Source organism: Acinetobacter sp. TSRC1-2 (genome assembly GCF_049895885.1).
Lineage (GTDB): Bacteria > Pseudomonadota > Gammaproteobacteria > Pseudomonadales > Moraxellaceae > Acinetobacter.
This window is the reverse complement of the sequence record NZ_JAFCTF010000012.1, coordinates 38602-59651: the sequence shown is the minus strand read 5'-3', so window position 1 is coordinate 59651 and position 21050 is coordinate 38602. Positions and strand designations below refer to the sequence as shown.

16 protein-coding genes and 1 pseudogene are annotated in these 21050 nt (G+C 36.1%); 6 read left to right on the top strand and 11 right to left on the bottom strand.

Going from position 1 to position 21050, the window contains the following annotated elements; all coding sequences use genetic code 11:
• Nucleotides 1-184 precede the first annotated feature (184 nt).
• Nucleotides 185-1600: an aspartate ammonia-lyase gene (locus ACP69Y_RS12690; protein WP_425918730.1), complete on the bottom strand. Its 1416-nt coding sequence runs from the start codon at nucleotides 1598-1600 to the stop codon at nucleotides 185-187.
• Nucleotides 1601-1734: 134 nt separating this feature from the next.
• On the opposite strand from ACP69Y_RS12690, the gene ACP69Y_RS12685 reads away from it, so the two are divergent.
• Nucleotides 1735-2631 (top strand): LysR substrate-binding domain-containing protein, encoded by an 897-nt coding sequence (locus tag ACP69Y_RS12685; RefSeq protein WP_425918729.1) that lies wholly within the window; start codon nucleotides 1735-1737, stop codon nucleotides 2629-2631.
• A gap of 307 nt (nucleotides 2632-2938) precedes the next feature.
• Here ACP69Y_RS12685 and ACP69Y_RS12680 read toward each other — a convergent pair whose 3' ends face one another.
• Both ACP69Y_RS12680 and ACP69Y_RS12675 read right to left on the bottom strand, forming a co-directional pair.
• Entirely contained in the window at nucleotides 2939-4237 is a 1299-nt protein-coding gene (locus ACP69Y_RS12680; RefSeq protein ID WP_425918728.1) for a dicarboxylate/amino acid:cation symporter, read from the bottom strand.
• Between the two features lie 468 nt (nucleotides 4238-4705).
• A pseudogene (locus ACP69Y_RS12675) lies at nucleotides 4706-5089 on the bottom strand (epoxyqueuosine reductase QueH); the annotation flags it as partial.
• A 497-nt stretch (nucleotides 5090-5586) separates the two neighbouring features.
• Between ACP69Y_RS12675 and ACP69Y_RS12670 the strand changes: the two are divergent.
• A complete protein-coding gene (locus tag ACP69Y_RS12670) occupies nucleotides 5587-6429 on the top strand; it encodes an alpha/beta hydrolase (protein WP_425918726.1) in 843 nt (280 codons plus the stop codon).
• A gap of 358 nt (nucleotides 6430-6787) precedes the next feature.
• Here ACP69Y_RS12670 and ACP69Y_RS12665 read toward each other — a convergent pair whose 3' ends face one another.
• Entirely contained in the window at nucleotides 6788-7144 is a 357-nt protein-coding gene (locus ACP69Y_RS12665) for a YidH family protein (RefSeq protein WP_425918725.1), read from the bottom strand.
• A gap of 172 nt (nucleotides 7145-7316) precedes the next feature.
• Here ACP69Y_RS12665 and ACP69Y_RS12660 point away from each other — a divergent pair, with 172 nt between their 5' ends.
• From ACP69Y_RS12660 to ACP69Y_RS12650, 3 genes are all read left to right on the top strand, one after another.
• Nucleotides 7317-7808 (top strand): cupin domain-containing protein, encoded by a 492-nt coding sequence (locus ACP69Y_RS12660; RefSeq protein ID WP_425918724.1) that lies wholly within the window; start codon nucleotides 7317-7319, stop codon nucleotides 7806-7808.
• 248 nt (nucleotides 7809-8056) lie between these two features.
• Nucleotides 8057-9133 carry an MBL fold metallo-hydrolase gene (locus ACP69Y_RS12655; RefSeq protein WP_131218579.1) on the top strand — a complete coding sequence of 359 codons (1077 nt, stop codon included), beginning with the start codon at nucleotides 8057-8059 and terminating at the stop codon, nucleotides 9131-9133.
• On the top strand, nucleotides 9130-10566 hold the full coding sequence (locus ACP69Y_RS12650; protein WP_425918723.1) for an MFS transporter: 1437 nt from the start codon (nucleotides 9130-9132) through the stop codon (nucleotides 10564-10566). The genes ACP69Y_RS12655 and ACP69Y_RS12650 overlap by 4 nt, the downstream gene beginning before the upstream one ends.
• A gap of 238 nt (nucleotides 10567-10804) precedes the next feature.
• Here ACP69Y_RS12650 and ACP69Y_RS12645 read toward each other — a convergent pair whose 3' ends face one another.
• A complete protein-coding gene (locus ACP69Y_RS12645) occupies nucleotides 10805-11788 on the bottom strand; it encodes an AraC family transcriptional regulator (RefSeq protein WP_425918722.1) in 984 nt (327 codons plus the stop codon).
• A gap of 502 nt (nucleotides 11789-12290) precedes the next feature.
• On the opposite strand from ACP69Y_RS12645, the gene ACP69Y_RS12640 reads away from it, so the two are divergent.
• Nucleotides 12291-13289, top strand: a complete 999-nt coding sequence (locus ACP69Y_RS12640; protein ID WP_425918721.1) for an AraC family transcriptional regulator — start codon at nucleotides 12291-12293, stop codon at nucleotides 13287-13289.
• 69 nt (nucleotides 13290-13358) lie between these two features.
• Here the strand turns inward: ACP69Y_RS12640 and ACP69Y_RS12635 are convergent, their stop codons facing one another.
• The 6 genes from ACP69Y_RS12635 to antA all read right to left on the bottom strand — a co-directional run bounded on the left by ACP69Y_RS12635 (nucleotide 13359) and on the right by antA (nucleotide 20426).
• Nucleotides 13359-14702 (bottom strand): MFS transporter, encoded by a 1344-nt coding sequence (locus tag ACP69Y_RS12635; RefSeq protein ID WP_425918720.1) that lies wholly within the window; start codon nucleotides 14700-14702, stop codon nucleotides 13359-13361.
• 19 nt (nucleotides 14703-14721) lie between these two features.
• The gene (locus ACP69Y_RS12630; RefSeq protein ID WP_425918719.1) at nucleotides 14722-15978 is read right to left on the bottom strand and encodes an OprD family outer membrane porin; all 1257 of its coding nucleotides are present in this window, start codon (nucleotides 15976-15978) and stop codon (nucleotides 14722-14724) included.
• Between the two features lie 468 nt (nucleotides 15979-16446).
• Nucleotides 16447-17367, bottom strand: a complete 921-nt coding sequence (gene catA / locus ACP69Y_RS12625) for a catechol 1,2-dioxygenase (protein WP_425918718.1) — start codon at nucleotides 17365-17367, stop codon at nucleotides 16447-16449.
• 106 nt (nucleotides 17368-17473) lie between these two features.
• Nucleotides 17474-18505 carry an anthranilate 1,2-dioxygenase electron transfer component AntC gene (gene antC / locus ACP69Y_RS12620; protein ID WP_425918717.1) on the bottom strand — a complete coding sequence of 344 codons (1032 nt, stop codon included), beginning with the start codon at nucleotides 18503-18505 and terminating at the stop codon, nucleotides 17474-17476.
• 11 nt (nucleotides 18506-18516) lie between these two features.
• Nucleotides 18517-19008: an anthranilate 1,2-dioxygenase small subunit gene (antB, locus tag ACP69Y_RS12615; RefSeq protein WP_425918716.1), complete on the bottom strand. Its 492-nt coding sequence runs from the start codon at nucleotides 19006-19008 to the stop codon at nucleotides 18517-18519.
• Between the two features lie 2 nt (nucleotides 19009-19010).
• Entirely contained in the window at nucleotides 19011-20426 is a 1416-nt protein-coding gene (antA, locus tag ACP69Y_RS12610) for an anthranilate 1,2-dioxygenase large subunit (protein WP_425918715.1), read from the bottom strand.
• Nucleotides 20427-21050: the final 624 nt, after the last annotated feature.

Sequence of the window (21050 nt, the reverse complement as noted above, 5' to 3'; positions counted from 1 at the left end):
GAATGTCCTATGCCAAAGTGGCCGGGAGTCGATCAAAAAGTACCAGAAAAGAAAGATCTGATTTTTATTATGATGGATCATGCTGTTTATCTTCCCCTCCAGCACAAGGGTTTCAAGCTAAAAGGAACCTGATAATAGATTCCTTTTAGCTTAGATAACTATTAATACTAATACGAACTGATGATTAAGCACATTGTTTAGGCTGTACCATATTGTTGATCGCTAGAACCTCAGCCAAAACTTGATCTGACAGTAGATTTTCAGCTTTAATTAAAGCCAAAATGCTGTGGCCTGATTCATGGGCGTGTTTCGCAATACGTGTTGTTGTTTCATAACCTAAATACGGATTCAGTGCGGTAATAATACCAATTGAATTTTCAACATTTGCCTGACAATGTTCAGCATTTGCACGTATATTTTCAATACATTTATGTTGGAACATTTGCATCGCTTTGCTTAGCAAATCAATAGATTCGAACAGTTTGAAAGCGATCAAAGGCTCCATAGCATTTAACTGTAACTGGCCTGCTTCTGCAGCCAAAGTAATGGCTAAATCATTGGCAATGACTTGATAACATACTAAATTCATTGCTTCTGGAATAACTGGATTAACCTTACCTGGCATAATTGAACTACCAGGTTGACGTGGTTCTAAATGAATTTCATTTATACCTGTGCGCGGGCCACTAGAAAGTAAACGTAAGTCATTGGCAATTTTTGATAGTTTAGTGGCTGTACGTTTTAATAAGCTAGATAATAAAACGAAATCGCCCATATCTGAAGTCGCTTCAATTAAATCAGGTGCGCTACTAATTTTTCGTTGGGTAATTTCCGATAATGAGGCAATCGCATACTCACGGTACTTAACTTCGGTATTAATACCTGTTCCAATTGCAGTCCCCCCCAAATTCACGACACTTAAGGCATCTGGCATGATTTGATTAAGCTTGTTCAAATCATTTTGTAGCGTAGTTGCAAAAGCGCCAAATTCTTGACCTAAAGTCATCGGAACAGCATCTTGCAACTGAGTACGACCCATTTTTAAAATATGAGAAAACTCATCTGACTTATGTTTAAAACTTTGAATTAAGTTTAAAAATGGGGTGTTTAATTGATCTATTGCAGCAATTAAACCAATTTTAATAGCTGTAGGATAAACATCATTTGTAGACTGGGACATATTAACATCATTATTTGGGTGTAAGTATTGATAGTCACCTTTTAAGTATTCTAAATACTCTAAACCAATATTAGCCAGAACTTCATTAATATTCATATTGGTTGAAGTGCCTGCACCACCTTGAATCATATCTATCGGAAATTGATCATGGTACTTATAATCAAAAATTTGTTGGCAAGCATATTGAATGGCATTGTTTTTGTTTTCGTCAAGCTTATTAAGTTTAAAGTTAGCATGTGCACATGCCGATTTAACCATTGCGAGTGCATTAATAAAAACAGGAAACTGACTTAATTTGTTTTGACTTAAATTAAAATTTTCTAATGCTCTTAAAGTCTGGATACCATAATAACAATGAGTAGGAATTTCTTTATAACCCAATAAGTCTTTTTCAGTACGTGTATTGATCTTAATGTTCATTTAAATAGACTCTAATTTCCAATAAATCCATATTAGAGCGCAGAGTATTTTTTTTCTAATGTAAAAAGATATTACTGCATGCATTTTTTGCATAATAGATTATAATTTATAAAAGTATGTATTAAGGATTGATTATGACTTTGGAAATTCGATGGATTGAAGATTTACTTGCACTTGAGCAAGAAGAATCTATCTCCCAGGCGGCAGAGATACGTCACGTCACACAATCTGCATTTACACGTAGGATTCAAAATATTGAAAATGCGTTGGGTTTCCAAATTTTAAAACGATATAGTAAAAATATTGATTTCACAGAAGCAGGTCAAGTCTTATTGGCATCTTCAAAAAACATAAAAAATCAGCTAGATACAACCATTAAATATCTAGAGAAGAATGTTAAAAACAATGAGTTAACGGTCAAATTTGCAGTGTCTCATTCTCTAATTACACAGTTTTTCCCTCGTTTTATTCATGAATTATCAACCCACATGGAAGATTTAAAATTAGAAATTATTGCTGCTAATCTCAAACAAGGAATGCGCTTACTTAAAGATGGTTCGTGTGATTTTTTAATTGGTTATTGTGATCAAAAAACTTTACAACAACTTGATCTATCTTTTTTCGTATTCCATAAAATTTTTGAAATGGAAATACTGCCTATAACTGCATTAAATGATAATGGTACTCCCAAATACTCATTCGAGCAGACATTTCCCTTGTTAGCTTATAGTAAACAAGCATACTTAAGAAACTGTGTTGATGAAGCGATTGAAAATAAATTAGATTATCGAACTTTATACGAAACAGATAATGCAAGTGATTTAAAAGAGTTGGTTCTACAAGGCTTAGGTATCGCATGGTTACCTAAATTATTGGTTGAAAAAGAGATTGCTGATAATAAATTAAAAATAATTGATTGTAATCAATATAATTTATTTCAAGATGTATATATTATTAGGCGTGAAATGGCATTCTCAAATAAAATTAATTATATCTGGAATACCTTAACAAATCAGTTTAAGGAAAGTTAAATTTAAATTATTTGCTTGATGGTTGAAGTCATATAGAAGATTTCGATATATTTTAAATGTATTAAAGAGTTTTTTCCGATATTAAATTTAAAAGACCTAAATGATTTTAAATTTTTTCTATTTATAAATTTTTGATTTTAAATATATCAAGCTTGGTTTTCAAACAACACATCTCCCCAATAATAAAAGGTGATCTTTAAAACATATAGCACTATAAATCTATGCTACCTGTTTTAAAAATCACCTTTTAAAATTACTTGCTAAATGGGTTATTTCATTAATTTTATATACACTTTACTGAAATCCCTTAATTATTATCAGCCAATCGATTTACAGGGATAAGGGTATCTATAACAACGCCTTCTTCTTCAGGAAGATCATGCTTATTGCCTTCAGTACGGGCAATCACCGCTGTAGCGATACTATTTCCAATAACATTGGTGGCAGTGCGTCCCATATCTAAAAACTGATCAACAGCCAAAATTAATAAAATGCCCGCTTCAGGAAGTTTGAACATGGCAAGAGTTGAAGCAATCACCACGATAGATGCACGAGAAACGCCAGCAATCCCTTTACTGGTGATCATCAATGTAAGTAATATCAAAGCCTGTTGGGCAAAACTTAAATCAATATTATAGGCTTGCGCGATAAACAATACGGCAAACGCCATATACATCATTGAACCATCAAGATTAAATGAATAACCCAATGGAAGAACAAAGCTGGTAATACGTTTTGGCACACCAAACTTATCTAAAGCTTCCATGGTTTTTGGGTAAGCCGATTCACTACTGGCGGTTGCAAATGCTAATACGGTCGGTTCACGTACCACTCGCATTAATCTGAAAACATCTTTTTTCAAGAAGATATAACCGAAAGCAATTAAAATTGTCCACAGGATCAGCAATCCAACATAGAACTGTCCAATGAAAATACTGTAATCAAGAATTAACTTCGGTCCTTGAACAGTAATGGCCGAGGCAATTGCTGCAAAAACTGCAATAGGTGCAAAAGCCATCACATAATCGGTGATACGGAACATGACTTTACAAAGTTCATCAATAATTCGGCCAATCACTGTAGCTTCACTATGGTGCTGAACATAAGCCAGTGCTGAACCAAAGAAAATTGAAAAAACTAAAATTTGTAATATTTCATTATTTGCCATCGCTTCTGCAAAACTACGCGGGAAAATATGCGTAATAAATGTTTCTAAGCTTAGACTGGTAGCACTCACCCCTACATCTACTACCTCTTTCGGGATGCTCAGGTTCATGCCCGATCCCGGCTGAAAAAAATTTGCTAAGCCCATTCCAAGCAAAAGTGAGATAAACGAGGCGCCAATAAACCAACTCATCGCTTTTAGTGTAATTGATCCCAAAGAAGATGATTTTCCCATTGAGATTAAACCAGAAACAATCGTTGCAAAGACTAACGGTGCAATAATCATTTTAATTAATCTTAAAAATACATCTGTAACGATCTTGAAGTAGGCTGCAATTTCCGTTATTTGAGCAGTCGTTAAAATATTATGAAAGGCCCAACCAACGAGTATTCCTGAGATCATTGCAAGCAGGATATATTTGAGCAATTTTTTCTGGTTCATAAAAATAGTTCCTTCTTTAATCTTCTTTGCATCAGGTTTATTGCTTGAATAGCAAGGTATTGATGACATTCCATGTTGATCAATTTATATAGGCTTTGTTTTAAGAAGCTGGGTGCAAAATCATTGATTAAGCAATTAACTGCAGCAAGTGTCACTTTTTTTCGGGGAAAACGATAATGCAAAATTTAATTATGCTATGCAAAAAATGCATGAAATTATTATTTAATTTTAACTTATAAAGAGGAATATTATTTTTGAACCAGAAGCAGTGTTTGAACTCTTTTCTTTTAATTTTCAATATTTAAGAAGTTTCATTCTTAGTCATAATTAAACTCTTACCGAAGCAACTAGCTCAGGAAACTTAACCAATGGACCAATTATTATTGTAAATGATACATGTGAAGCTAATCCAAAAGTTACGATGTCAGCAGCAAATGTTAATTTAAAATTATTCCCGCAACGGTAAATACTAAATAATAAGCGTAGAACATGAACAATCATAAAAAGTGCTGTACGTTCGAAGTACATGTCAAAACACATAGTAAAGCGGATCCCTTTTTAGGTTCATTTTCCATGTTTTTGGCAGCTTCAAATCAGTTGTCTGTATCGTAGTCGCAATCGATAAAAGCGATATTATGCTTTTGGGCAAAGCGAATGTTTTCTTGCTTGCGAATTAAAGATTCTTTAACTGGATAAATATTTGGATTGTAGAAGAAGATTGAAAAAGCCGATGTCTGACTCAATCATGGTTTCCATGACTTCGCCTGAACACGGCGCACAGCAGGAGTAAATTAGGAGTTTGTCATGACCTTCTGGGAGAATAAGTTTTTGCCGTTTGAGTTTGTTCGACATAACAATAAGGTTTAAATCTAAACCCTATATTTTATCGTTTATAGCAAAACACAAACTGTTGATAGGTTGATATATTCTAAGGTTAAGCAGAGGGCTTCTCATTACTTGCTATAAACACTAAAAAATAAGAATTCTAAAAGCAGATATGGTTCTAATGGGCAACGCTCTCCATTAGAGTATGCAAAGGCCCATCAAAAGATGGTTGTGTGTCTAGAATTTTGGTGGCTATTCATAAATCGCATTACAATGGTTTTTATAGCTTCAAAATGTGCCTAAAGGACTTTAGCACCCAAGGTGATTCCTTCAAGGACAATTCTGGTTTTAAGTAAGGTTCGGTATTACCCTTAATCGCATTGGAATGATGTGTCCAACTTTATCAGGTCACTACACTTGCTCAATTGAAAGATATAAGGAAAATTGCATAAAAAAAATAAATTTTTGAATATTTAAAGTTTAAATAAATATATTCAATAGGAGCTTAGGAAAACGGTAGAGTAATGGCTATGGATGCAAGTAAATTTGAAAATGACTACGTAACAGGACAGAAAAATAAAAACTATAATGAAGTAATGGCTAGAATTGAGGAATTAAATCGGCTAGTACTGATCAGTAAAGAATGGAAAAAAGATTTCCATTACGGCTTTCATGCACGCGAATGCTTTGATGTTTGCTATGCAGTAGGTAAAGCAAAAGCCATTCTGGTTTATTTACATGCTGGATATTGGCAATCCAGAGATAAGAATCAATTTTATTTTATTGCCGATCATCTCGCTGAACTGGGATATCATATTGCCATCATGAATTATCCTCTTTGCCCAGAAGTCAGTATTGAAAAGATAAGAACCTCATTAAGTTATGGACTGTTAACTGTTAAAACCTACTTAAATGGTTCTTCTAACAACTTGCCTATGTATATTTGTGGCCATTCAGCAGGTGCTCACTTAACAACAGAGTTGGTATTAAATGCCAAAGAGAGAGTTAAAGATCAGTTAAATATTAAGGGAATTATTCCTATTAGTGGAATATATGATTTAGAGCCTTTAATATCTACCAGCCTAAACATGAATATTAAATTAAATCACATTCAGGCAAGAAATAATTCGCCGATATTAAGAGTATCTAAAGACTTAGTGCCGGCTGAATTTTTTGTTGGAAATAATGAAACTCATGCTTTTATTCAACAATCACAAGAAATGAAAGATCAATGGGAACTTAAGGGGAATACTGCAAATTTTACTATTCTTAAGAATAGTGATCATTTTAGCTTACTTTTTCACTTCCTTGAAGATGGAGAAATAGTAGAATCGATTGAACGATTGTATGGTTCTACAACTGCATGATTTTAAATACTATAAAAACCATTTTTTTTAAAGTGGTTTTTTTATAAATAAATAATACAGATAGCGAAGATAGCCAAAATAATTGTGAAAATACCAGAAGACAATAATAGGAGACGATGGATAAATGAATTCTTACTCTTTGTACCCAGTGTGGTTATTTTTTTAAAATTAATCAGCATAGTAAAATAATAAAAATTAATTATTAATGCAATAAAAATAGAAATATAAAATAGGGCAGAAGGTTTGCTCATCAAAATTTTAAAGAAAGTAAAATTGATTATAATATAAGAAAATAAACTTCTTTCTAGGGATAAAAAAGTTCTTTCGGGTTGAAGTCCATTATCTTGCATCATTATTCCTATTTCATATGAATAAAAATGAACACAATCAGAATTAAGCTAAAAACCGATAAGAGGGGAGCCATACAGGGATAAGGAAGTGACTGTTTGGTTCTAAGCGCGTATTCAATTCTGAACCAGCGAAAAATCGCACTTACGCTAAGAAGAATGGAAAGTAAAATTAAAGCGATAAAAATCTGATGGGCGATGACTTTTTCAATCATTCCATTATTAAGGGTAATAAATGCAACCGCACCCACTAATATTGCCAGTGCCGTTCTATTCCATGCCAAAAAGGTTCTTTCATTGGCAAGCGTAAAACGAGGATCTGGATCTTCACCATCTGTTAATTTTATAATTTTAAATAGATTTTTCATAAAATTTCTGTGATCAATTAAAATTTTAACTATATAGAGATTAATAATGAGGAATATGCATTTTTTATTTTTATGTATGTGTTTTATCCATTTTTTTGAATAAATTGTCATGAAAAAATGCATAGTGAAAATGCCGAAAAATTGTTTGAATGATAAAAAAGGGAGTATCAAAATGGAAATGTTAAATCAAAAAAATTTATCGTCTTTAGTGTTCAGTGAATCACGTTTAAATAAAGAACTTAAAAATATTAAATGGAATGTGTTGGGCCATGTATATGAACCTATTGTAGGGGGGGATCAACAGTCAAGTTTTGCCTGGATTTCGAATGATCCTTCAGGTACTTTTGTTCCGCCTCATATGCATCCGGTCCAGGATGAACATGCTTTTATTCTTGAGGGAGAGTATTCACTTTATCTGGATGGTGAATGGACAACCGCCAAAGCGGGCGATTACCTTTACTGGCCACGTGGAACTACACATGGTTATAAAGTTACTTCGGCTGGACCTGCTAAAGGCATTTTTTGGGTAAGTCCAGGTAATGATTTAGCCAGTCTATTCTCAGAATTGCATAATTTAACCGACCCAGAAAAGGTGGTTCAGGTATCGGCGGCTCGTAATATTCGTTTTATTGATCCCGCGCGCCTTCCGAATTGTGAGTTTTAAGCCCTGAAAATAATATATTCTTATAAAAAGCTTTCAATATTTTGAAAGCTTTTTTTGTTTTCCAGAAGGGATATTTTGGCTTGATTTTATATTTCAAGAATATGCTTTAATTCTAAAAGATTTTTATTTTATTATAAAAAATGATTTAAATTACGCATAGTGAATTTTTAAAAACTGCATATTGGCCCGTTAATCTACTCGACTATATTAACAGTGTGTTATTAGCATAAATTAAAAAGGACGATTCAATGACAATTAATAATCAACAGGGAATGAAAATTATTGCTTTAGGTACCGGCGGTGGTCCAATCGTATCCAGTTCTAGGGCAGGTATTTCAACGGCTATTTGTGTCGACAATGCGACCTATATTGTGGACTGTGGTATGGGCAGTATTCGCAATTATAGAAGTCATGCCACTTGGGGTGAGTTACGTGGTATTTTTATCACCCATCATCATTCTGACCATATTTATGATCTAGGTTCTTACCTGTTCACGGGCTGGCAAGTTCCTGGCGAATCTTTCAGTCAACCTATTCAAATTTATGGCCCTGGCAAGCCACTACAAAACCCAGCTATGCCGGCTCACTCACATCCAAAGATTAAAGGCTGTTGTGGTGGTGATCATCCGATGGTCGGTACGGCTGCCATGGTCGATGCCTTAATACATAATGTGTTTGCATCCGATATTGCAATTCGAATGGCAGATGAAGGACGTTCAAGTCCAACGGAATGGATTAAAGCATTTGATATTCAAATTCCAGAAAAGGCCAAAGCCGATCCTGTGCATAACCGACATCCCGAAATGGAACCTTTTGTCATTTATGAAGATGAGCTGGTTAAAGTCAGCACAATCTTGGTTGATCATCGTTTATGTTTTCCTGCTTTTGGCTTCAGGTTCGATTCTAAATATGGTTCTGTGGTCATTTCAGGCGATACGACTTATTCTAAAAACTGTATTTTATTGGCCAAAGATGCAGACGTATTAATGCATGAAGTCATCGATCTGGATGCAATTTTAGCGACTTTCCCTGAAGGGCCAACCCGAAATGGTATTGCGGTACATCTTGAAGAATCTCATACTTCTTATGAAAAAGTAGGTTTGGTTGCTCAAGAGGCAAATGTGAAGGCACTTATTTTGCATCACATTGTGCCCAATACACCTGACTCAGCCGATGTCCAAAAAATGGTAAACGTCGCTCAAAATGATTTTGATGGCTTGGTCTTGGCAGCAGAAGACAATGACACTTTTAATGTCATCGATATTGTTAAATCTCGTCTGGAAGAGGGCAAAGCTCGTGAGTTAATTCGGGAGGCGAATATATGAAGAGCCAAACCAAAAATTTCCCGACTTCACTGGTGGAGTCGCTTGAAACAGGAAAAATGACTAATCGGGCGTGGTTAATTACGGGAATGCTGATCATATTCCAGATGATTAACTTTGCTGATAAAGCGGTATTAGGACTTGTAGCTGAACCTGCAATGCGCGAATTGGGGATGTCGAGTAGTCAGTTTGGTTTTATTGGAAGTTCATTTTTCTTCTTGTTCGCCATTTCTTCTATTGTAGTGGGATTACTGGCGGCAAAAATACAAACCCGCTGGATCCTTTTTACCATGGGAATTGCATGGGCAGTTTTACAATTTCCCATGCTCATGGGAGGGGGCATAACGCTCTTATTGGTGACACGAATTATTTTAGGTGCTGCAGAAGGGCCTGCTACACCTATTACTTTGCAACATATTCATGGATGGTACGAACCAAAGGAACGTGGATTGCCAAGTAGTTTGGTTGCCATAGGATCGACCTTAGGCCCCATTATTGCTGCTCCAATTTTAGCGGCTATTATTGCCCATCCTTCTTATGGATGGAGATGGGCATTTGGTTTTTTAGGAATATTCGGTCTGGGCTGGAGTCTATTATGGTTTTTAATTGCAAAAGAAGGACCATATAGCCATATCAAAGCGAAACAACAACTGACTCAACCTAAGCCCTTGGTTCATCCAAATACAAGTTATATTAATAATAAAAGTATTGCTGAATTTTCAGACTTATTAAAAGTAGTGCCTTTATTTAAGGTCTTTTTCTCACCCATGTTTATCTCTGCATTTTTAGCCGGTGCTGGATGTTTCTGGGCCATGGGCTTTTTAACAACTTGGGCACCTCGTTATTTGTCGGCAGTGCTCAACACTTCTCCACAGATGATCGGAATGATCTCGACATTTCCCTGGATATTTGGTGCTTTGACCTTGCTGGTGGCAGGTTATTTGTCGAAAATTTTAATGAAGAAAGGAAGTTCAGTACACAAATCAATGGGCTGTGTATTTGGATCTTTAATTTTAATGTCAGGCATTTTCTTTCTATTATTACCTTATACCACTGGGATTGCAGCCGTTTGCGTTCTGACTATTGCAGCGGGTTTGGCAATGACATTCCCACTGGCACCTATTACTTTAGCCTATAGTATCTGTTCTAAACAACGAGCGGCCGTTATGGCGACAGTCACCGCATTGGCATCGTTAGGCGGAATGATTTCACCGACTATGGTGGGAATGTTTATGGAATCGGCAGGTTATATTCAGCCGATGAAAGGAATACTTCCCGATGCTGCAATGTTAGGCAAACTGGTTACAGGAATGAATCTAAGTTTTTCATATATCGGTGTCTATTTATTAATTGTAGGATTAGCGGCAATTCTGTTCCTTAATCCAGATAAAACTGCAAAAAAACTGCAAAAAGATATCGAAGTCAATAATGACTAAATAATGTTGATGACTTGGTTTTTAAAAGCTCATTTAAACAGATAAAAAGAGTACTTGATTTATAAAGTGCTCTTTTTATTTGAATTAATTTTTGAAGAGGTCTAGGAAGAAATATAAAAACCAGATAAAGAATAAATATTTAAAATAGATCAAATTACAGTAGTTTTAATTCAAATAATTATTTTATATACAAACCAACTGTATGCTTAAAACAGTTGGTTTAAACTGCCGCCTTATATTATTTATTATTTTTCAGTGTTTCAGAAGGGAATTCTCCAAAACGGGTTTTATATTCTTGGGAAAATCGTCCTAATTGCTGGAAACCGCAGTCCATGGCAATACTTGAAACATTTTCCCAGGGCTTGATCTCTTTTAAACGCTTGTAGGTTTCTTCAAAGCGTAAATTACGCAAATAGGCCACCGGGGATTGACCAAAATAGGTATGAAAATCACGATATAATCTTTCACGAGAAATTCCCAAGATTTTTTCAAGTTCACTTAATTTCAAAGGTTGCGATAAATTTTCTTTAAATAAGCTTTCAATATAATTTAAATAAGACGGTTTTCCCTGTAAGCGGCGTTCAAGTTCTAAACTGTAATTATGTGGCTGAGAATGGAGTAAAAGAGAAATCAGATTATTTTCAAAATTATTCCAAATCCCTTGTAAATCCACAACAGAATCATATTCTAATAAGAATTCTTGCAAACTCATGGCTAAATTGAACCATTGTTTAATTGAACCTTGCATCGGGGCTTGAATATCAAAAATTAATGGGCGCGTAATTTTATAGCCTAACATCCGAATAAGATGATTTTCCATATTTTTTTTAGAAATACGAATCATTTGCTTTTGGCAGTTTGGTTCCAAAACCATGGAAAAGGGTTGATCAGGTGAAAATATTGCCGCTACATTATTACTAGAATATATAGTTGAAGATTTAATTTTAATTTCTTGTACGCCCTCAAGCGGCACATTAAAAATATAACAATGCTGCAAATTATCAATATTAATATTTACAAGTGTTGAGTACTGAATTTTACCAAAAGTAGTTTCACCAATTCGAATGCCTTGATGTAAAAAATTAATTTGTTTCGGATTTGGAATATGTAAATGGTGAGGGCCATTTACCTTCATTGTCCAGTCTAAAACGTCTTGAGATTGATGAAAATGAGCAAAAAATTTTTTAGGCAGCCAATTTTCACTTTTTCCTAACTCAATCATTTCTATATCCTTATATCTTGATCAGAGAAAACGGTTATTTCAGTATCTTAAATAATCCATTTTTTTAAGTTATATTAAAAAAAATATAAGAGCAATGAGGATATATAACAAAAAAAAATTGTTTTATGCAAGAAGTAGGATGTAAGAAAAAAATTATAAACAATATATTTTATTCATATATATGTTTTAAAACTAAAATCTAGAGACAATATACTTTATTAATATGGTTATAATACTTTGCAAGTATAAATAATTTGTTAGGAGTTGCAGGATATTTTTAATTTTAAAATATAGATAAAAATAATTTTTAGAATAAATATAGATTATCTCCATGATTTTAATAGTCATAGAATGGTGGATTTTACCAATTAATAAATTTAATACTAAGTTACAGGAATGGATTAATTTTGAAAAAGCATAAACAATGAGATTAATCTAGCCAGTAGCAGTATTTAGCTGATATATTAATGAGGATAATAAATTTTAGCTAGGTGAAAATGGAATGCAATCACTAAGCCAACAAGATATTGAATTAAATCATTATTCTAGTAAAGCGGATTTTGCTCAAAACTTGATGTCAAACATTTGTGGTGAACATCGTTTGGATACAAGTTGTCGGGATACTTTGAATTTTCATTATGATGGCATGCGCTTACCCAATAAACGAATGACGATTGGTACTATTTCTTATGGTGCGAATGTCGCTATTAATACCTCGAATCTTAAAGCTTATAGTATTAGTCTTCCTTTGAGTGGCAAACAAATTTTGAATATGCGAGGGGAACGTTATTTATCAGATGAAAAAAATGGCCTGATCGTCTCCAATGCAGATTTACAAGATTTGACTATTGATAAAGATTGTAGAAAGCTTCAAGTGGTTGTTCCTGAAAAAAGTTTACAAATCGTTTTAGCCGATTTGCTGCATCAGCCAGTGGAAAAATCGGTTATTTTTAATCCAGAAATGCATTTTGAATCAGAACATTTAATTACCGCATGGTGGAAGAATATTCAGAATTTTCTACAGTTTAAATCACAATATACCGGGTTTTATGGATTACCCTTACTGGCTGAAGATTATGAAAATTTTATAATTAAAGCTTTGTTATTGTCTCAAGAAAATAATTACTCGGAACAGCTTAAACAATTATCTGCTCAGCAACAGCCTGCTTATATCCAAAGAGTACATAAATTTATTCTTACCCATGCCCAAGAAGAAATTTGTGCCGATCATTTACAAGACTTGGCAGGTGTTTCAAAATCAAAATTGTATGAAGAGTTTCAATATTACTATGGAACTAGTCCGATGGCGTATTTAAAAAAACACCGGCTACAGCAAATTTATAAAGTGTTGAGTGCATCTGGACTCAATCGGAAAATATCGATTTCACAATTGGCTTTTAAATGGGGATTCAATCATTTAAGTCGATTTTCTCAAGAGTATCGTGAGGAATTTGGTGAAAAGCCGAGTGAAACTAAAAACAAATTTATCGATCTCAATTGATATTTTAAAAATCAAAAAAAAGAACCTAATTTAAATGATTTAAATTAGGTTCTTCAATTTCAGATTAGCCTAAGCTAATTCTTTAATTTCAGATTGATTTTGTTGTTTAGATTTTTCACTGAGTACTTTTAAACTTAGTGCAATAAATGAAACAAAAGTAGGGATCGCAAGAATGTAGAATAAACTACTTAAACTTAGGTCAAATGTAAAAATTAAGGATCCAAAGAAAGCCCCTAAAATTGCTCCAATTCGACCAATCCCATGCATCCATGAGACGCCTACCGCTCGACAGGTTGAAGGATAGGAAATAGCGGCTAAAGGCAGTAGGGAAGATTGAGCACCTGCCAGCAAGGCACCAATTAAGAAGATGGTAATTCCAAAAAACAACAGATCTGAGCTTAGAAAGCCGGCTACAATAAACAAGCCAAAAGCAATCAGATAAGAATAGCGAATCACTTTGGTAGGGTTGGTTTTATCCATATACCAGCCCATAATTGTGGCACCAATTACGCCACCAAAAGGGAATATAGCGGCAATTAAGCTAAACTGCTGAGTGGTAAAACCTGCGGTCTTTAAAATGGTTGGCATCCAACTGGTTAAAAGGTAAAAAACCAGTAAGCTCATAAAGCAGCAAAGCCACAACATACTCGAGCTGACTAAATATTTACCCAGCACTTGTTTAACCGGGCTTTGAGTCGATTGAATTTCAGTTTGAGCAAGTTTGAGGGTGACTGTTTCGGAAAAAGGTTTACCTTGAATGGTTTCTAAAATACGCTGTGCTTTTAAAGGTTGATTATTTTTAATCAAGTATTGAGTGGATTCGGGTAGTTTAAAGATCAGTATAATGACCAGAATAAGTGGAATAACGCCCCCAATAATAATCACTTTAGCCCAACCCAGATTTTCCAATAAATAAGCAGACAATAGCCCACCACATGAAATCCCGAGCATAAAGCCACAACCTGCCAATCCGGTTAAAAATGCTTTACGTTTAGCAGGCATATATTCTGAAACAATGGTACTGATATTGGGCATGGCAGCCCCTAAGCCAATACCGGTAATGAATCGATAAATCATCAATTCTTGTGTAGAAGTGGCAAAGCCACACAGTACGGTAAATGTAGCGAAAAGTAGGGTAGTGAATGTAATGACTTTCTTGCGCCCAAATTTATCGGCAAGTGGGCCAGACAGGATTGCGCCAATCGACATACCCACTAAAGCTGCACTGAGTACTGGTGCAAGTTGAGGTTTGCTTATACCCCAATCATCCAGTAACGCAGGCGCAATGAAACCGATAATACCGGTATCCAATCCATCACAAAAAAATACTAAGAAGCCAAGTGCAAATACCAGCCATTGTAAGGGGGATAGTTTTTCGCGGTCTATCACCGTATTAATCTCAATTGTTTTCATCTTTAATCCTTTAAAAATTTTAGAATTTTTTACTGTAATTTACGAAAAATCGATTTTCAGTAAAATCAGTACCGTGCTTAACGTTGTAGTCGATTAACAGGTATTGCAAAGCCAGTCCTTTAAGATAGGGCTGTTGAAATGCATAGGTGCCAATGAAATTGGCTTCACTTTCTTTATTTTCGCGACCATCAGCGGCCTTGAAATTGTCCCCATACACATATTTAACTGTGGTATTTAGCCCTGGAATATAATCTTTAAAATCATAACCATAGATAAAATGATAAGACTTCTCATCTTGTTTAAAGAAACCTGTCGCATTCCAGTTAATAAAATAAGGTTCCGGTAAAAAACCATCGGGTAAAGGATAGGCAGATTCACCAATAATCTGCTGATACCCTAAGCCGATACTGTGATTGCTGATTTTTACAGTTTCAAGCAAACCAATATTTTGCGCATCAATATTTAATTGGTCATTGTCTTCTTGCGCATTAAAATATTTGAGTTTTGAATTTAAAGAGAAATCATCGGCTTTCCAGTTATGCTCAATTCCTAAGTAATGTTTGTTATAAAGATTGTCCAGATTGCCAAAATAATATTCCGTTTTTAAATTGGGTAAAATTTGATAGCGTAAATCAATATAATTTAGACCATCAGAATAGGTGGTGATTCCTTTGGCGGTATAAGAGAACTTGCGAAAATCTTCTTCGTTTCTCGGAGACAATTTAGTGACATGTCCGAGCTCAAGTTGCAATTGATCACTGAGTTGTGAACGTAAATTCCCCCCCCAATAAGAGGTCAGCAATTGGCGGCTGCCATCTACTGTAGTCAAAGGAAGATCCAGCCAAAGTTCCCCTAAGCTAAGTAAAGTATTTTGGTAGCCTAATTTAAGCGTGGCGCCATATTTTAAATAGTCGGCGGCTTGTGATTGAGTTGCCGAATCAAAAGGCAGAATAGCGTCGGGTACATGTTTATCCGAACTCAGACGAACTGCATATTGGGTTGAGGCATTGGCCCCTATTGTAATTGGACTTCCTGCAATGCTAAGCGGAGTGTCTCTCATTTTAGAGGTATAAAACAGTGAGGCTGACTGCGACCAACTGCCGATATCTTTTACGGCCGAAGAATCAAAATCTCGTTCAATATAGGCATTTTTGAGCGTGAATTTCCATTCTTGCTCTGCTGACTGCGCCTGACCAGATAAGCTTATTCCGCTTAAAATACTCAATAACACAAATGATTTTTTTGATTCTATTTTTGACCATGTCCGATATGTCATCTCATGCCTTCCTTTGAGAAATTGCTTATTTTCTGTTTGTCATTCATTAACGTTAAAAACTATTCCATAGTTTTGATTGAACTCTTTTTAGCCGTTTTAAACTATCCAGAAATTCCTGAAAATCATCCATTTTTTCCAAATTGGATGAATAGCCGTTTAATTTAAGCGACTGAAATCGGGATTTAAATTTGGATGATTTATTTAAAGATTTTGTTAGGGATTTTTGGTCAAATGAGAAGATTGTTAGCTTTCATTAATACGTCAATCTGCTGTAATAAAAATATGCCTGGGCATAGCCTTGATTTGTAAATAATAGAACAACAAATGAGTATAAAAGCACTCATTTTTAACCATTTTTTAGAGAAATAATGATTCGGGGGAGAGGGAATTAAAATGCAGTTTTTTAAGCGGAAATATCCTTGAACCCAGATAAATCAGTAGTTCAAGGATAGTTTTAGCAAAAGAAGCTTATGCACATAAGCGACGACGTTCAACTTCTGCTGAAGGTACCGCAACACTGTCTTTGACCAGTACAATATTAAAGGTAATGTGTTTAAACGGTTTATCTAAACCATAACGTTCAATTTCGCGTGGATCGGTAACGTCCACTGCTGTTGCGACTAAACCGTCACGTGTTGCGAAAGCAAAGTCATCCCATAAATATTGATCACCTTCAATATTAAATTGGGTGGTGAGCTTACGGAATTCAGGGGCAGAGGCAAAGTAATGGACATGCGATGGACGATTACCATGACGACCTAACTTGTTCAGCAAGGCTTGAGTGGTACCCTCCGGAGGACAACCATAACCGACTGGCATGGTGGTTAAAGCCGTATATTTCCCATTTTTATCGGCAAAAATTGTACGGCGTAAATTAAAGTCGGATTGAGCTTTATCGAAGAAAGAATAGTTTCCTAAGCTGTTTGCATGCCATATTTCGACCCTGGCATTTTCAATCAGGTTGCCTTCTGTATCGGTCACTGTACCTTCAATGATGAGGGTGTCAATTTGGTCAGACTCAGAGCCATCATCCATACGGGCGAAACCTACAGACTCTGGTGCACCTGCTACATATAGAGGGCCTTCAATGGTACGTGGCGTTCCTCCGCTAATGCCTGCTTTAAGATCAGTTTCATCGGCACGCAAATCCAGAAAATGTTCCAGACCCAGACCCGCTGCCAACAATCCCAGTTCATTGGCTTGACCTGCATCGGTAAAATATTCTAAGCCTTTCCACACTTCAGAAGGTTGAATATCAAGTTCATCAATGGCCTGAAATAAGTCAGTCACTAAACGTACAACAATTTCTTGTACTCGTGTATCTACAGGGCTGGTTGCTGTATCTACATTCATTTGTTTGACTAGGGCGCTAATTTGTTCGCGGTTCATACTACGTTCCTTAAGTATATTGTTTTAGAGTTATTTAAAACTGTGGATATCATGATGAAGAGTTTCAGTACTACAAAACTGAAGCCTGAAATGACAAGGCTTGGTGTTAAAGGCGACCGCTGTTGCTTTGCAAGAATTTTTCGCTATAAATACGATAATCCTGTAAAGCTTGATCCTCTAGCCAGTCTTTTACTGCTTCAATCATGGGCGGTGGACCACACAAATACATATCGAAAGCTTGTTCTGCCAGTTGATCTTTATTTAAATGATCCTGGATATAACCTGTTTTACCTGTCCAGTTATCCGAAGCCTGGCTAATAATCGGTTGATAATTAAAATTAGGCATGCGTTCGGTATACGCGTGTAAACGTTGCTGCTCACACAAATCTGCTTCTTGGTTCACGCCATAATAAAGATGTACTGATGGAGCATTGGGTTGTTCAGCGATATTATCCAGCATCCCTAAAAAGGCAGATAATCCCGTACCTCCAGCAATAAACACCAAGGGACGCTCGACTTCACGCAAGTAGAAACTGCCTAAAGGGGCTTCCATATAAATGGTCTGTCCGACTTCACAGCACTCACGCAAGTAATTACTCATTACACCATTTGGTAGCAGGCGAATTAAGAATTGCAGCTGGTTGGTTGCATTAGGCTGGTTGGCAAAAGAATATGAACGCCAGTCCTCAGAATTTGGAATTTGCAGGCGTGCATATTGACCGGGTAAAAAGTGCAAAGGTTGCTTATAACTGCTGGCATCCACATGCAAAATGGCCGTGGTTTCAGAAACCAGTTCTACCGCGGTAACGGTGGTGGCAATTTTTAAAGATTCGCCGGCATTACAAATATCTGAATTATGATCGAAATAAAATGCAGCATTGGATTTCACTCGGGTTTGGCAAGCCAGTATTTTACGCTCTGCCAAATCACGTTCACTGAGCGCCTCTTCATCGACATATTCCTGTTCATAAGCCCCACTTTCGCACTGGCCCTGACAGGTTCCACATACCCCTTCACGACAATCAAGAGGTAGTGTAATCCCTTGACGAATGGCTGCATTGAGCAGCAATTCGTCATCATGTACAGAAATGAAAAAGGTTTTACCATCAGCGAAATTGAGCGCCACTGAATGAGTCATACGATTGATCCTTAAACGTGATAAAAGTCTAAGACCGAGTCAATTTTGTCATTCAGTAATACTGTATGTTGACGACGGATGCGGAAGCTATCTTCATCTTTGCGCAAGGTATAAGTGGCATGACCATAAAAACTACCCTCCAAGCCTTGACGGTTATACAGGGTGTGCCATGCTACTTTTGCCTCAACTAAACCATCGTCGAGCTCTTTCACACGAACATTCTTAATCATGTGCAAAGTGCGCGGTAAGGGGGTGGCAGAAGCTGCTTTACCCGTACGGATACGAAAAATTCGGTCTTCCAATCCGGTACGGTCTTCATAATAAATATAAGACAAGCCCTGATTTGGATCCTGGATATAGTTATGATCATCAATCCATTGAGGAATATGGTATTCACTATCTTCATCATATAGCTCAAGATAGGCATCCCAATCATAGGTGTCACAGAGCTCAGCTTTTTTAATGAGAAACTGGGATACAGCAAAGTTAAGTTCAGCAGTCATGATTACACCTCTTCCTTGGCAATATCTTGCTCAAAAGTCACATCTTGCATTTTTAAGGCTTTTTTATTTAAGCCGTTGAGCATTAAACGTTGCCATTGACCATGTTGGTTGACATATAGCCCTTCATGGGTAAATTCACGTCCTGTAATGACCGGCTTAATATTTAAATCCTGAGCATTTTGGGTGGTGCCATATTCCCAGGTATGGTGACCTCGAGAAATATCGCTCCAGCGTTCAAGACGTGCCTGAAAACCTTTTTGTTGTTCACGGAATTCCACCAAATCATCGGGAGTGCCTAAACCCGACACGTTAAAGAAGTCTTCAAACTGGCGAATACGATTACGGCGTGCTTCTGCAGACTCACCTTTAACTCCAATACATTGGCTAATAACTTCTGTTTTATTCCAAGCTACAGGACGGATAATGCGTAATTGCGAACTGATTTGATCCATAAAAAACAGGCTAGGGTACAAATTCAGGTTTCTTAAACGATGCATGGCCCATTCCGCACGTTTTGGCCCGTATTTTTCTAAAAGGTACGGCATGACGGTACTATAACCCGGACGAACTGTTGGATTGGGCATATCGCTAAACAGTACGCTATGACCATTTTTGAAGCTGAACCAACCATCATCTGTCTCAGAATCACCGGCGCCTAATTTACTGTAATCCAGCGTATCTAAATCAGCCCCTTTTTCGATATTCACTTGCTGACGATGCTGAACAGTCGATACATAGTTATAGTGCACAGTACTGACGTGATAACCGTCTAGACCATTTTCATTTTGGAGTTTCCAGTTACCTGCAAAAGTATAGGCGGACTTACCTTGTAAAACTTCAAGCTCACCTGTAGGTGACTGGTCAACCATTAAATCAAGGAAGACTTTGGCATCACCCAAGAAATCTTCTAAAGAATCTGTCGCCTGACTGTCTAAACTGACAAATACGAAACCGCGATAACTAGAAATGCGACCTTGTTTAAGACCACGTGTGGTTTTATCGAAGTGCTCACAATATTCACCTGGCGCTTTGACTTTAATCAAGCGACCATCTGACTTATAAGTCCATGCATGGAAAGGACAAGTAAATGTGGCTTGGTTTCCTTTGCTGACACGTGTCAGGGTTGCACCCCGGTGTTCACACGCATTAACCATGGCATGAAGTTCACCATTACTATCACGGCTGATAATCAGGGGTTGGCGGCCAATTTGAACCGTCACAAAATCGTTATTATTTGGAATTTCACTTTCATGACAGGCATAAATCCAGACTTTTTCAAAGATCTGCTCCATCTCCAAGTCAAACAGTTCAGCTTCAGTGAACATTTCTCGAGCAATACGGTAAACGCCATCATGTGGGCGAAAATCAATACAGTTCTTAACGAAGTCTTGCCATTCAGTAATGCTGCGTGAGGTCATTGTTGTATCCTCTAGTCCATTAGGGTCTTTCCCCCATTGAAGCGAAATTTATCCTTCGCAGCTATCCGAATTCTCCAGATCTTTATCCATTTTTTAGTGTTCTACATATTTATCTTTTATATAGTGAATAGCCATCGATTTTATCGACACTATCTTAGGTAAATAAAAGGCTTTATTAACCAGCTGCCTAGTGGACCACTTCTAATAATCGAAAGTCTTTAAAATAATGCACAGTTTTAGAAGTTATAGGCTCTGAAACGCCATAACGTCTAGCAATATGAAATAGGGTTCAGTATTTCTACCAATGGCTTAGACAGTGAAGAATCTGATCTTGTAAACCTAATTTAAGCGATCTGCTTTTAGCGAGAATGCACTCTTTTTCAGGGGGCTCACCCATTAAACCATCAGAAGTCCATATAGTGGCTAAACTAAGGATGGGTAAATTTTTTTAAATCGATGCAGTTTATGAGAATTATGCAGAAATATTACAAATATGCGATTCAGACAGTTTTAAAAAAAAATACCCCTATATTTTGATTTATAAAACCCTTCTATTTAAATTATTTTGAATTTTATATAGATATAAAGGCTTTATTATAATTATAAAAATAAAATTTTTAATAA